Source organism: Bhargavaea sp. GQ12 (assembly GCF_059758705.1).
Genome location: NZ_JCAXEU010000008.1, coordinates 64,352 through 77,890, shown reverse-complemented (window position 1 = coordinate 77,890; position 13,539 = coordinate 64,352). Strand labels below are relative to the sequence as shown.

Sequence of the window (13,539 nt, the reverse complement as noted above, 5' to 3'; positions counted from 1 at the left end):
ATTCAGATATGGCATTGAAAGTGGCAATCAACGGATTTGGGCGGATCGGACGAGTGGTCTTCCGCCAGGCTTGGGACAACCCGGAACTCGACATCGTGGCGATCAACGACCTGACAGATGCGGCGATGCTCGCACATCTTCTGAAGTATGATTCCGTGCATGGCATTTTTGAAGGGGAAGTCAGCAGTGACGATGAGCACCTGATCGTAGCAGGCAAGAAAATTCGCGTCTTTGCGGAAAAAGATCCTGCGGCTCTTCCTTGGGGCGACCTCGGAATCGACGTAGTCCTCGAATCGACCGGTGTCTTCCGCGACCGCGAATCGGCCGGCAAGCACCTTGAGGCGGGGGCCAAGCGCGTACTTCTTTCGGCACCGGGCAAGGGTGACATCAAGACGCTTGTCATGGGCATCAACGAAAGCGACTTTGATCCGGAAAAGGACGATATTGTTTCGAATGCATCATGCACGACAAACTGTCTGGCACCGGTCGTCAAAGTCCTCAATGAAAAGTTCGGCGTAAAAAAAGGACTCATGACAACTGTCCACTCCTACACGAACGACCAGCGTATCCTTGACCTTCCTCACAGCGACTACCGCCGTGCGCGTGCTGCTGCGGAGTCGATGATCCCGACGACTACAGGAGCTGCGACTGCGGTTACAAAAGTGCTTCCTGAACTGAAAGGCAAGCTGGACGGCATGGCTGTGCGCGTGCCGACACCGAACGTCTCCCTCGTCGACTTCACGGCGCAGCTGGAAAAGCCGGCGACTCCGGAAGAAGTCAACGCGGCGATGAAGGAAGCGGCGGAAGGCGACCTGAAGGGCCTCCTGTTCGTATCAGACCTGCCGCTTGTTTCCAAGGACTACAACGGTGTGCCGGCTTCGTCCACTGTCGATGCACTGTCGACGATGGCAATCGGCGACGATATGGTTAAAGTCATCAGCTGGTACGATAACGAAAGCGGCTATTCCGCCCGTTGTATCGACCTGATGGTCCACATGTCGAAGGCAGGAATCTGATAGCCTTCCCATAAAGAAACCACTATAATGGAATGGGGCCAGGAACGGACGCCCCGTTCCTTTTTACATACGGAGAATATGGAGGGGTTTTCATGATCCGAAAAAAATCCATTAATGATCTCGATGTCGCCGGCAAGCGTGTGTTTGTCCGCGTCGACTTCAACGTGCCGCTTGACGGCGGTCATATCACAGACGACACACGCATCCGCGCGGCGCTGCCAACAATAGAGAAACTGGCTGATGCAGGCGCGAAAGTCATTCTTGCGAGCCACCTCGGCCGTCCTAAAGGCCAGGTCAATGAAGACATGCGCTTAGCACCGGTAGGCAAGCGCCTGTCCGAGCTGCTCGGCAAGGACGTCCGGTCTCTTCCGGAATCAACGGGAGACGCCGTGAAGGACGCAGTGGCGTCCATGCAGGAAGGCGATGTCATCCTGCTCGAGAACGTCCGCTTCCATGCGGGGGAAGAAAAGAATGACCCGGAGCTGGCCAAGCAATTTGCCCAGCTTGCGGACCTTTACGTGAATGACGCTTTTGGAGCCGCTCACCGTGCGCATGCATCCACTGCCGGCATCGCGGAACATCTTCCTGCGGCCTCAGGCCTTCTGATGGAGAAGGAATTGGACGTGCTCGGCAAGGCGTTGGCTGACCCGGAGCGGCCGTTCACCGCCATCATCGGCGGAGCGAAGGTCAAGGATAAAATCGGTGTCATCGATCACCTCCTTGATAAAGTTGATCACCTGCTTCTGGGCGGCGGTCTTTCCTACACCTTTACTAAGGCCCAGGGCCATGATGTCGGAAACTCGCTTGTCGAGGAAGACAAGATCGATCTGGCAAAGTCATTTATACGGAAGGCAGAAGAAAAGGGCGTGAAGCTCCACATCCCGACGGACGCTGTGGCTGCTTCCGAATTCAAGGCCGATGCGGAGACCAGGATCGTCAAGACAGATTCGATTCCTGAAGGCTGGATGGGGCTGGATATCGGCCCTGAGACAGCGGCCGCCTACGCGGACGTAATCGGCCAGTCGAAGACCATCCTCTGGAACGGACCGATGGGCGTGTTCGAGATGGATGCCTTTGCGGAAGGGACCAAGAAAGTGGCTCAGGCGGTTGCCGAGACAGAAGGCTACACGATCATCGGCGGCGGTGATTCAGCGGCCGCCGTCGAGAAATTCGAATTGGCAGACCGGATGGATCATATCTCGACAGGCGGCGGCGCTTCCCTTGAGTTCATGGAAGGAAAAGAGCTGCCGGGAGTATCAGCTCTCGACGACAAGTAATCGGCGAAAAAATTGGAGGGAACGCAAATGCGAAAACCGATCATTGCAGGTAACTGGAAAATGCACAAGACACTCGGTGAAGCGGAATCGTTCTTTGACTCGGTCAAGGGCAGGATCCCGGAGTCGGGAAAGGCGGACACCGTGGTCTGCGCACCGGCGCCATTCCTGGCAAGCCTAGCCGCACTGGCCGGCGAAGGGACGCCCGCAGTCGGTGCACAGACGATGCATGAAGAGGAAAAAGGGGCCTACACCGGAGAAATCAGTCCGGTGATGCTGACAGACCTGGGCGTCAGGTACGTCATCATCGGCCACTCCGAGCGCCGAGAGTACTTTAACGAGACTGATGAGACGGTTAACCGGAAAACAAAAGCTGCCTTCATCCATGGACTAATCCCGATCATCTGTGTCGGCGAGTCTCTCGAAGAACGGGAAAGCGGGAAGACCGCGCAAAAGGTATCCGGACAGGTCAAGATGGCGTTTGAAGGCATCGAAGCGGAAAACGCGGCCGGTGCAGTTATTGCCTATGAACCGATCTGGGCGATCGGAACCGGAAAGACTGCAACATCCGAAATGGCAAATGAGGCATGTGCGGAAATCCGCAGTACGATTGCGGAACTCTACGGACAAGAAACTGCAGATCAGGTCCGGATTCAATATGGCGGCAGTGTGAAGCCGGATAACATTGCTGAGCTTCTCACTCAGCCGGATATTGACGGGGCGCTTGTCGGTGGCGCGAGTCTGGAGCCGGAATCGTTCATTGCGCTTGCGGAGGCGGCTGGTCATGAGTAATCGGCCTGTCGCACTGATCATCCTGGATGGCTTCGGCCAGCGGGAAGAAATGGCCGGCAATGCGGTGGCCCAGGCGGACAAGCCGAACTTTGACCGATACCGTTCGCAGTACCCGACTACGAGCCTCACGGCGAGTGGAGAGGCGGTCGGGCTGCCGGAAGGCCAGATGGGCAACTCTGAAGTCGGCCATCTGAACATCGGTGCAGGACGGATCGTCTATCAGAGCCTGACACGGATCAACAAGTCAATCCGGGAAGGGGACTTTTTTGAAAACGAAGCCCTTCTTTCCGCTTTTCGAAACGCCAAGGAACCAGGACGGTCGCTTCATATTATGGGCCTCTTGTCCGACGGGGGTGTTCACAGCCATATCGGACACCTGCACGCGCTGATCGACCTTGCGAAAGCGCAGGAATTGGAGCGTGTTTATCTGCATCTCTTCCTTGACGGCCGTGATGTCGGCCCGACAACGGCCCTAGGCTATATCAGGGAGACGGAGCGGCATCTTGATGAGGCGGGTGTCGGGCGTATCGCAACGGTCAGCGGCCGCTACTATGCGATGGACCGTGACCGGAGATGGGACCGGGTCAAGCTGGCTTACGACGCGATTACAGATGGGACGGGCGCAACTGTCCGATCGGCCGAGGAAGGCATCGAAGCTGCCTACGCGCGCGGTGAAACTGATGAATTTGTCATCCCGTTCGTCGTCTGTGGAGAAGAAGGAGAGCCGGTCGCCACGATCAATGACAATGACTCGATCGTCTTCTTCAACTTCCGCCCGGACCGGGCCATTCAGCTGACTTCTGCGTTTGTATCGGATGATTTCAGCGGCTTCGGCACAACCTATCGCCGTCCGTCTGATCTGACTTATGTCACGTTTACACAGTACAGCGAAGACTTTACGGGTCACGCCCGTGTCGTCTATCCGAACGTCAACCTGCGGAAGACGGTCGGAGAAGTGATTTCGGACGCCGGACTCCGCCAGCTGCGCATCGCTGAGACTGAAAAATATCCGCACGTTACATTCTTCATGAGCGGCGGCAGGGAAGAGGTCTTTCCCGGTGAGGAAAGAATCCTCATCAATTCACCGAAAGTCGCGACATACGACCTGAAACCGGAGATGAGCGCCTATGAAGTTGCGGATGCACTGGTGGGTGTGATCGAAAATGACGAGACGGATGCCATCATCCTGAACTTCGCGAACCCGGACATGGTCGGGCACAGCGGTATGCTGGAGCCGACGATCAAGGCGGTTGAAGCCGTTGATGAATGTCTGGGACGGGTCGTCGATGCTCTGCTCGCCAAAGGCGGGGCGGCCATCATCACCGCAGACCATGGGAATGCGGATGAAGTGGTCACGACCGATGGCAGGCCGATGACCGCGCACACAACAAATCCGGTTCCGGTCATCGTGACAAAGGAAGGGCTCGTTTTGCAGGAAGGCATTCTTGCCGACCTTGCACCGACGATGCTGAAACTGCTTGGCATTGAACAGCCGGCAGATATGACAGGCAAACCATTATTCTAAACAGAGGGAGTGTCCAGCAATGCCAATCATCAGCCAGATCCAAGCACGTGAAGTACTTGATTCCCGCGGGAATCCGACAGTTGAAGTAGAAGTCTTCACAGACAGCGGTGCATACGGGCGCGCCATCGTTCCATCCGGCGCATCGACCGGTGAATACGAAGCGGTTGAACTCCGGGACGGCGACAAGTCCCGTTACCTCGGCAAGGGCGTCCTGAAGGCCGTAGACAACGTCAACGGTGTGATTGCAGATGAACTGTCGGGAATGTATTCCGTACTTGACCAGGTATCGATCGACCAGGCACTCATCGAACTGGACGGAACGGAAAACAAGGGCAAGCTCGGCGCCAATGCGATTCTGGGTGTATCCATTGCAGTCGCACACGCAGCTGCAGACTACCTCGACCTTCCGCTTTACCAGTACCTCGGTGGCGTCAATGCAAAGCAGCTGCCGGTTCCGATGATGAACATCCTCAACGGCGGCGAGCATGCCGACAATAACGTCGATATTCAGGAGTTCATGGTCATGCCGGTCGGCGCGGAATCGTTCCGCCAGGCACTCCGCATGGGTACGGAAGTCTTCCACTCCCTGAAGGCGGTCCTAAAGGAAAAGGGCCTTAACACGGCGGTCGGCGACGAAGGCGGCTTTGCGCCGAACCTCGGCTCCAACGAAGAAGCTCTCTCGACAATCATGGAAGCGATCGAGAAGGCGGGCTACAAGCCGGGTGAGGATCTCGTCCTCGCGATGGACGTGGCTTCTTCAGAGTTCTACGACAAGGAATCCGGAAAGTACAACCTGTCCGGCGAAGGAATCACCCGCACATCTGAAGAGATGGTTTCATGGTATGAGGAACTGTGCAACAAGTACCCGATCATCTCGATTGAGGACGGCCTGGATGAAAACGACTGGGAAGGCCACCGTTTGCTGACCGAGCGAATCGGCGGCAACGTCCAGCTTGTCGGCGACGACCTGTTCGTGACGAACACGAAAAAACTTGCACGCGGCATTGAAGAAGGCGTCGGCAACTCAATCCTCGTCAAGGTGAACCAGATCGGTACGCTCACCGAGACATTCGATGCGATTGAAATGGCGAAGCGCGCAGGCTACACGGCCGTTATCTCCCACCGCTCCGGCGAGTCGGAAGATGTCACCATTGCGGACATCGCCGTCGCGGTCAATGCCGGTCAGATCAAGACCGGTGCACCGTCCCGCACGGACCGCGTCGCGAAGTACAACCAGCTTCTCCGTATCGAGGACCAGCTGGCAGCAACTGCCCAGTACCCGGGCATCAAGACATTCTATAACCTGAAGAAGTAATAGTGAGGACCGGCACAAGTGCCGGTCCTTTTTGACGATGTTGGAAATCGGAGTGGCTGGTTGCAATAAAGACTGACGACATGCAACAAGGTGCACGAACTTGCCACATGGCGCGCGAACTTGCCGCATGGGACGCAGACTTGCCACATGGCCTGCGAACTTGCCACATGGCCTGCGAACTTGCCACATGGCCTGCGAACTTGCCGCATGGGCTGCGAACTTGCCACATGGCGCATGAACTTGCCACATGGCCTGCGAACTTGCCACATGGCGCATGAACTTGCCACATGGCCTGCGAACTTGTCGCATGGCCTGCGAACTTGCCACATGGCGCGCGAACTTGCCGCATGGGACGCAGACTTGCCACATGGCCTGCGAACTTGCCACATGCCGCATGGGACGCCGACTTGCCACATGGCCTGCGAACTTGCCACATGGCGCACGGACTTGCCGCATGGGCTGCGAACTTGCCGCATGGGCTGCGAACTTGCCACATGGCGCGCGAACTTGCCACATGGCGCACGGACTTGCCACATGGCCCGCGAACTTGCCACATGGCGGTCCGGATTCTGGTGCGCAATCAGCAATCTATCAGAAAGTTTTTCCGAGATAGTTGTGGCGGCAGTCCCGCTTTGATAGAATGGATATTGTTGAGAACGTTTCAGGAGGTGGAAAAATGCATACACTGCTCATGACGCTGCTGCTGATCGTGTCGATCGCGCTGATTGTCGTCGTCCTGTTGCAATCCGGGAAAAGTGCAGGTCTTTCCGGAGCCATCTCCGGTGGAGCGGAGCAATTGTTCGGTAAGCAGAAGGCACGAGGTCTCGATCTCGTCTTTCATCGCGTGACAATCGTTCTGTCGGTACTTTTCTTCGTGCTTGCCATTGCTGTCACGAAGTTCTGAATCTAAACCACCCGCCCGGCCGCATGCGCGGTTGGGCGTTTTTACATAGGAGGCGAAATGCTCATGAAAAAAGTGAAACTGACCCCTCCGAAGCCGTTCTTCTTCAGGCACGGACCGCGGGCGGTGCTGCTCCTCCATGGTTTCCGGGGAAGCTCGGCGGATGTCCGCATGCTCGGGCGTTTCCTCGAAAAGCACGACTACACCTGCATGGCGCCGCATTACTCGGGGCACGGCGTTGAGCCGGAAGAGTTGCTGAAAACCGGGCCGTCCGACTGGTGGGCCGATGTCGAAGCCGCGTATGCGCGCCTGAAAGAAGAAGGCTACGACGAAATCGCGGTGGTCGGATTATCGCTCGGAGGTGTGTTCACGCTCAAATTAGGGTATAACTATCCCGTAAAAGGGCTTGTGACCATGTGCGCGCCCATGATTATGAAAACAACAGATATTATGTTCGAGGGCGTACTCCAATATGCGGCGGAATTCAAGAAGTATGAAGGGAAAGAGCCGGACCGGATCGAAGAGGAAGTGGAACAGATCCGTGAACAGGGAATGGCATCGCTGCCCGCACTGAGGGATTTTGTCCACGACGTCCGGGATCATGTCGAAGAGGTGTATGCACCTGTCTTCGTCGTCCAGGCGGAACAGGACAGGGTCATTGATCCGGCGTCTGCTGACATCATCTATGAGTCCGTCGGATCCCCGGTGAAAGACTTGAAGAAGTACCCGGAATCAGGGCACGTCATCACGCTCGGACCGGAAAAGGAACAGCTCCACCGGGATATCCTCACATTCCTGGAATCACTGGATTGGAGCGAATAACCGCCGGAGAAAGACAGGCTATTGCAGGAGGGATATTGTGGAAGATTATTTAAAAGAACTGCGTGACCGGCTTCTCTCGTTCATGCGCGAAGACAGCTACAAACCGCTGACCGTACAGGAGATCCAGGAGGAACTGGAACTGACGGATGCAGGGGAATTCAAGGAACTGGTTAAAGTACTTGTCGAACTTGAGGAAAAGGGTGACGTGATCCGTTCCCGTTCTGACCGCTACGGTGTGCCTGAGCGTATGGACATCATCCGCGGCCGCTTCATCGGCCATGCCAAAGGATTCGGGTTCGTCGTGCCTGAAGAAGAGGGAATGGATGATATTTTCATCCCGCCGAATGAGACAAATACAGCGATGAACGGCGACACGGTCCTGATCAAAATCCTGAAAGAAACAGGAGGCGACCGTCAGGAAGGTTCCGTCATCCGTATTGCAGAGCGCAAAAACACGAAAGTCGTCGGGACATTCCAGGCGCACAAAGGCTTCGGTTTTGTCATTGCAGACGACAAGAAACTGCCGATGGACGTATTCGTATCCAAGGAAAACACGCTTGGCGCGGTCGACGGGCACAAAGTCGTTGTCGAAATCACCGAATGGCCGAGTGAGCGCAAGTCGGCCGAGGGAATCATCGTTCAGGTGCTCGGACACAAAAACGACCCGGGTGTCGATATCCTCTCGATCATCTATAAGTATGGTATCGAGATCGAGTTCCCTGATGAAGTCATCGAGCACGCAAACCGGGTTCCTGACGAAATCCGTGAGCAGGACCTGTTTAAGCGCCGGGATCTCCGGGGCGAACAGATTGTCACGATCGATGGCGCAGAAGCCAAGGACCTTGACGATGCCGTCACGGTTACAAAGAACGACGACGGCACTTATAAGCTTGGCGTGCATATTGCGGATGTCAGCTATTATGTGACAGAAGGTTCCGCTATCGATGACGAAGCCCGTGAGCGGGGGACGAGTGTCTACCTGACGGACCGGGTTATCCCGATGATTCCTCACCGACTATCTAACGGTATCTGCTCACTGAACCCCCATGTTGACCGGCTCACACTCAGCTGCGAGATGATCATCGACAGCAAAGGGAAAGTCGTTTCACATGAGATTTTCCAGAGCGTCATCCGTACTGTTGAGCGGATGACATATACCGATGTGTATAAAATCGTCGAAGAAAAAGACGAGGAGCTCCGTTCACGCTATGAGCCGCTTGTTCCGATGTTCGAGCATATGGCGGAACTTGCAGCCATCCTCCGACAGCGCCGTTTCGACCGCGGGGCGATTGACTTCGACTTCAAGGAATCCAAGATCATTGTTGATGAAGAAGGCTGGCCGACGGACGTTGTCGTACGCGAGCGTACGGTAGCGGAAAAACTGATCGAAGAGTTCATGCTTGTCGCGAACGAAACGGTCGCCGAGCATTTCCACTGGCTCCGGGTTCCGTTCATCTATAGGATTCACGAAGATCCGAAATCCGAGAAACTGGAGCGGTTCTTCGAGTTCATCACGAACTTCGGCCTGCTTGTGCGCGGGACAGCCAACAAAGTGCACCCGAGGGCACTCCAGGAAATTCTCGAATCTATCTCAGGAGAGCCGGAAGAGCCGGTCGTCTCGACAATGCTCCTCCGTTCAATGCAGCAGGCGAGGTATTCCGAGCTGAGCCTCGGCCACTTCGGCCTCTCCAGCGAGTTCTACACGCACTTCACATCGCCAATTCGGCGGTATCCTGACCTTCTCGTCCACCGGCTGATCCGCACATATCTCATCGAGGCGGACACTTCGCCGGCTACGGTCGCGAAGTGGAAAGGCGAAGTTCCTGAAATCGCGGAGCACTCGTCCGACATGGAGCGCCGTGCTGTCGATGCGGAGCGGGATACGGAAGCGCTCAAGAAGGCACAGTTCATGGTAGACAAAGTCGGCGAAGAGTTTGAAGGCATCATTTCGTCGGTCACGAACTTTGGCCTGTTTGTGGAACTGGAAAACACTATTGAGGGGCTTGTCCATGTCTCTTACATGACCGATGACTATTACTGGTTCGATGATCGCAATCTGATGATGGTCGGGGAGCATACGGCCAAGCAGTTCCGGATCGGCGACAAAGTGAAAGTCCGTGTCATTTCCGTCAAGCCCGAAGAGTCGGCGATCGACTTTGAGCTGGCGGATATGGACAGCACCAATGCGCCGGTTCGCCGGACACGCAAAGACAGCCCGAAGGTCATCCGGACAAAGGGTGATACAAGAGGCGGCGACAAAGGCCGTGGAGAAGGCAACCGCGGCGGCAGCGGCGGGCGAAGCTCCGGGGGCAACCGCGGAGGCGGAAGGAGCGGCGGCGGACGCAGCGGCGGTGGCGGTAACCGTGGCGGCGGTTCCGGCAGACCTTCCGGACAAGGAAGTTCCGGCGGCAACCGTTCCCGTGGCGGCGGACGCGGAAATTCTCCGCGAGGCGGCAACCCGAAGAAATAACTTGAACCGAATCAATAAACCATGACACCGGACGGCATCTTGCCGTCCCGTTGTCCGTTATAGAGGGGGAAACACCATGGCGAAGGGAAACGACCAGCGTGTCCTCGCACAAAACAAGAAAGCCGGGCACGATTACTTTATTGAAGAAACGATTGAAGCGGGAATTGTCCTGCAGGGTACGGAAATCAAGTCCATCCGGAACGGCAAGGTCCAGCTGCGCGATGCCTTTATCCGCATCAGGAATAATGAGGCGTGGATTTCCAACATGCACGTAAGCCCCTATGAACAGGGAAACCGATTCAACCACGATCCGCTGCGAGCACGGAAACTGCTGCTTCATAAAAAGCAGATCAATCAGCTGCTGGGTAAGACAAAGGAAGAGGGGTTCTCGATCATCCCGCTTAAAATGTACGTCAAGAATGGCTATGCCAAAGTCCTGATCGGGGTCGCGAAAGGTAAGAAAAAGTATGATAAGCGGGAAGACCTGAAGAAAAAAGAACACAAGCGCGAGATGGAGCGGGCATTCAAGGCAAAGCAGCAATATTGAATGCGCATCGCCTGCGAGCGGAGAAGCAGTACTGAATGCCCTTCGCTTGCAAGACGGCGCGATATATCCTATAATGAGGTCACAGATTGCCAGTGTAATGAGCTTCAGTGATCCTGATCAGGATCTCCATTCTTCCCATACGGGGACGTTTTGGATTCGACAGGGATGGTCTGAGCTCCGGTTGCGCGTCGGAGGGTCGGCTCCGTATCAACGACATTTAACAACAACTGGCAAAACTAACAACAACCTCGCTTTCGCAGCGTAAGCTGCTGAAACGGTCCTTCGGTTCCATCGCCCATGTGGCATCGCGGGACTCACTTATCAGTGGGCTACGACGTCTGTCCGCCGCCTGAGGACGACGTAAGAGATTTACAGGATAGCGCGCAGGACGCCTGCTGACCGGCAGAATGCCGCGCGAAACTTAATTGATCAGCTACACGCGTAGAAGCCGGAGTGTTGGAGTCTCTGGACGCGGGTTCAAATCCCGCCGTCTCCACCATACATATCAATGGTGGCTACCCATACGAACGATCAAAGCCCCCTCATTTCTGAGGGGGCTTTGTCATGCATAGAGACGGTCAGCGGCTGCAGGAGAATGAACGGATTTCGTTCAGGTCAATTCCGAAATATTCCCATCTCCGCTGTCTCGATCTCCATCGGTAACCGGCAACCGATCGTCGTCCGACAAAGGTCGGAAAGAACCAGAAACGCTGTCCGTTGGTGAGCCGTACATCCGTCACGCGGTTTAGACATCTGCGGATCGCACCGGGGTCAACTGCGTACGGCGCGATAGGAGGCTGTCCGGGCGGTCCGGGTCGCCCCGGCCTGCCTGGTTGTCCAGGTCTTCCCGGTCTTCCAGGCTGTCCCGGGAACCCAGGTATCCCCGGGAACCCAGGAATTCCCGGGAATCCCGGTCCGCCGCGTCCTCCATCATCCCACGGCAGCCAATCCATCGGAGACTCCCACATGTCTCCTCCTCCGGGTCTGTTAACCATGATTCCACTCCTTCCGGCAATCTTTCGTATCCTATGCACATGCCCGCATCGGAAACCGGGCTCTTCATACAGAAACAGGGCCACCCCTCATTACGGGATGGCCCTGTTTTCTATGTTAAGGTCGTCGTTTTTTCCATTCGTCTGATTTGGTTAACTTTTGGTGATCGCTCGACATCGCCTTAATCAGTGACACCATCATCAGCATCATGATGACGGAGAACGGCAAGGCAGCGATTATCAGTGAGTTCTGGAGAGCCGTCAGCCCGTTGGCATAAAGCAGGATGACCGCGATGGTTGCCTGCAGAACCCCCCATGTCAGCTTGACCGCATTGGAAGGGGTCAGTGAACCATAGGTCGTCTGCATCCCCAGCACGAATGTGGCCGAGTCGGCAGATGTGATAAAGAAGATGGAAACCAACAAAATGGCGACAATGGACAGAATCCAGAACATCGGCAACTGTTCAAAGACCCCGAAGAGGGTTTCTTCCGTCAGAAGGCCTGTAAGGTCCGTACCGGAATTCTGGACATCAGCTGCCGTTACGCCAAACACTGAGAACCAGAAGAAGCTTACGATTGTAGGAAGGAGCAAGACGCCTGTAAGGAATTCCCTGATTGTCCGGCCCCGTGAAACCCGGGCGATAAAGATGCCGACAAACGGCGACCAGGATATCCACCATGCCCAATAGAAAATGGTCCATCCATCAATCCATTCCCGCGCATCCGAATTAAGCGGTGCGGAACGGAAGCTCATTCGAGGCAGGTTCTGGAGATACGAACCGATCGAATCGGTAAACATATTCAGAATGAGCAGTGTCGGACCCACAGCAAGAACCAGGCCCAGGAGAATCACTGCCAAAACCAAGTTTGTATTGGACAGGATTTTGATGCCTTTGCTGAGTCCCGACCAGGCAGAAATGGAGAACAGGATCGTGACGATGATGATGATGATCGTCTGGACACCAAGGCTGATCGGAATGTCCCACAGATAGGACAGCCCGCCGTTGATCTGGATAGCCCCAAAGCCGAGTGTCGTGGCCACACCGAAAACAGTCGCGAATACAGCCAGAACATCAATCAGCTTGCCAAGCGGCCCGTTCATACGTTCTTCACCGAAAATTGGACGCAATGTGGAAGAAATCAGTCCGGGATAACCTCGACGGAACTGGAAGTAGGCCAGGGCCAATGCGACCACACCATAGACCGCCCATGCATGGATTCCCCAATGGAAGAAAGTGTAGCGCATCGATTCAATAAACGCTTCACGGGTTCCCGGTTCTTCTGTTGCGGGATCAATGGCGTAGTGGGACAGCGGCTCTGCGGCTCCCCAGAAAACAAGTCCGATTCCCATGCCGGCGGAAAACAGCATGGCAAACCAGCTGATAGTGGAAAATTCCGGGCGGTCTTCCGGCTTGCCCAGCCGCATCTTGCCAAGCGGGCTGACAATCATGGCAAGACAGAAAAGTACGATGATGGTGACGATCAGCAGATAGTACCATCCGAATGATGATGTAATGAAAGCAGTCATGGAGCTGGTGACCCGCTCGAAACTCTCCGGAGCAAGGGATCCATATCCGACTGCGAGGATTACAAGTGTTACTGCAATCCAAAAGACGCTGGATACTTTTTTCATCTTATCCCTCCTATATGAATCGTTTTACGAAAAGGACACACAGTGACAGACCTTACCGCATTTTTCCGGGGCCTGTCAAGGAAATGGCTGCATGTCGCTCCTGTCCCATTAGCTTGCACCATGGTTAAGAGACGGAAACCAAAAGAATAAAAAACGTTTATGGGAGTGTGCCCTTTTTCTTGTTAGTGCATCGTTTTCCAATACCCTAAATCAGTGTGTTAAAACGATTGTTTCCTTTTGTCAGGTAAATGG

General features: G+C 55.3%; 11 protein-coding genes and 1 other RNA gene. 10 read left to right on the top strand and 2 right to left on the bottom strand.

Going from position 1 to position 13,539, the window contains the following annotated elements:
* Positions 1-8: 8 nt before the first annotated feature.
* The 10 genes from gap to ssrA all read left to right on the top strand — a co-directional run bounded on the left by gap (position 9) and on the right by ssrA (position 11,161).
* The gene (gene gap / locus AC6CHQ_RS09245) at positions 9-1,016 is read left to right on the top strand and encodes a type I glyceraldehyde-3-phosphate dehydrogenase (RefSeq protein ID WP_498081391.1); all 1,008 of its coding nucleotides are present in this window, start codon (positions 9-11) and stop codon (positions 1,014-1,016) included.
* A 92-nt stretch (positions 1,017-1,108) separates the two neighbouring features.
* A complete protein-coding gene (locus AC6CHQ_RS09240; protein ID WP_498081390.1) occupies positions 1,109-2,293 on the top strand; it encodes a phosphoglycerate kinase in 1,185 nt (394 codons plus the stop codon).
* A 27-nt stretch (positions 2,294-2,320) separates the two neighbouring features.
* Positions 2,321-3,082 carry a triose-phosphate isomerase gene (gene tpiA, locus AC6CHQ_RS09235; RefSeq protein ID WP_498081389.1) on the top strand — a complete coding sequence of 254 codons (762 nt, stop codon included), beginning with the start codon at positions 2,321-2,323 and terminating at the stop codon, positions 3,080-3,082.
* Positions 3,075-4,607: a 2,3-bisphosphoglycerate-independent phosphoglycerate mutase gene (gene gpmI, locus AC6CHQ_RS09230; protein WP_498081388.1), complete on the top strand. Its 1,533-nt coding sequence runs from the start codon at positions 3,075-3,077 to the stop codon at positions 4,605-4,607. The genes tpiA and gpmI overlap by 8 nt, the downstream gene beginning before the upstream one ends.
* Positions 4,608-4,626: 19 nt before the next feature.
* Positions 4,627-5,922, top strand: a complete 1,296-nt coding sequence (gene eno, locus AC6CHQ_RS09225; protein ID WP_498081387.1) for a phosphopyruvate hydratase — start codon at positions 4,627-4,629, stop codon at positions 5,920-5,922.
* A 676-nt stretch (positions 5,923-6,598) separates the two neighbouring features.
* Positions 6,599-6,826, top strand: a complete 228-nt coding sequence (gene secG, locus AC6CHQ_RS09220; RefSeq protein WP_092055798.1) for a preprotein translocase subunit SecG — start codon at positions 6,599-6,601, stop codon at positions 6,824-6,826.
* Between the two features lie 63 nt (positions 6,827-6,889).
* A complete protein-coding gene (locus AC6CHQ_RS09215) occupies positions 6,890-7,645 on the top strand; it encodes an alpha/beta hydrolase (RefSeq protein WP_498081386.1) in 756 nt (251 codons plus the stop codon).
* Between the two features lie 37 nt (positions 7,646-7,682).
* The gene (rnr, locus tag AC6CHQ_RS09210; protein ID WP_498081385.1) at positions 7,683-10,115 is read left to right on the top strand and encodes a ribonuclease R; all 2,433 of its coding nucleotides are present in this window, start codon (positions 7,683-7,685) and stop codon (positions 10,113-10,115) included.
* A gap of 76 nt (positions 10,116-10,191) precedes the next feature.
* The gene (smpB, locus tag AC6CHQ_RS09205) at positions 10,192-10,662 is read left to right on the top strand and encodes an SsrA-binding protein SmpB (protein WP_092055802.1); all 471 of its coding nucleotides are present in this window, start codon (positions 10,192-10,194) and stop codon (positions 10,660-10,662) included.
* A 141-nt stretch (positions 10,663-10,803) separates the two neighbouring features.
* Positions 10,804-11,161: a transfer-messenger RNA gene (ssrA, locus tag AC6CHQ_RS09200) on the top strand.
* Positions 11,162-11,407: 246 nt separating this feature from the next.
* Here ssrA and AC6CHQ_RS09195 read toward each other — a convergent pair.
* Positions 11,408-11,596, bottom strand: coding sequence for a hypothetical protein (locus AC6CHQ_RS09195; RefSeq protein ID WP_498081384.1), 189 nt, complete (start codon positions 11,594-11,596; stop codon positions 11,408-11,410).
* Positions 11,597-11,772: 176 nt separating this feature from the next.
* Positions 11,773-13,287 carry a glycine betaine uptake BCCT transporter gene (locus AC6CHQ_RS09190; protein ID WP_092055807.1) on the bottom strand — a complete coding sequence of 505 codons (1,515 nt, stop codon included), beginning with the start codon at positions 13,285-13,287 and terminating at the stop codon, positions 11,773-11,775.
* Positions 13,288-13,539: the final 252 nt, after the last annotated feature.

Bases quoted from the DNA above. Each gene is read 5' to 3' on its own strand.
- AC6CHQ_RS09240 (WP_498081390.1), top strand. From the start codon at position 1,109: ATGATCCGAAAAAAATCCATTAATGATCTCGATGTCGCCGGCAAGCGT.
- smpB (WP_092055802.1), top strand. From the start codon at position 10,192: ATGGCGAAGGGAAACGACCAGCGTGTCCTCGCACAAAACAAGAAAGCC.
- secG (WP_092055798.1), top strand. From the start codon at position 6,599: ATGCATACACTGCTCATGACGCTGCTGCTGATCGTGTCGATCGCGCTG.
- gpmI (WP_498081388.1), top strand. From the start codon at position 3,075: ATGAGTAATCGGCCTGTCGCACTGATCATCCTGGATGGCTTCGGCCAG.
- AC6CHQ_RS09215 (WP_498081386.1), top strand. From the start codon at position 6,890: ATGAAAAAAGTGAAACTGACCCCTCCGAAGCCGTTCTTCTTCAGGCAC.
- eno (WP_498081387.1), top strand. From the start codon at position 4,627: ATGCCAATCATCAGCCAGATCCAAGCACGTGAAGTACTTGATTCCCGC.
- tpiA (WP_498081389.1), top strand. From the start codon at position 2,321: ATGCGAAAACCGATCATTGCAGGTAACTGGAAAATGCACAAGACACTC.
- AC6CHQ_RS09190 (WP_092055807.1), bottom strand. From the start codon at position 13,287: ATGAAAAAAGTATCCAGCGTCTTTTGGATTGCAGTAACACTTGTAATC.
- gap (WP_498081391.1), top strand. From the start codon at position 9: ATGGCATTGAAAGTGGCAATCAACGGATTTGGGCGGATCGGACGAGTG.
- AC6CHQ_RS09195 (WP_498081384.1), bottom strand. From the start codon at position 11,596: ATGATGGAGGACGCGGCGGACCGGGATTCCCGGGAATTCCTGGGTTCC.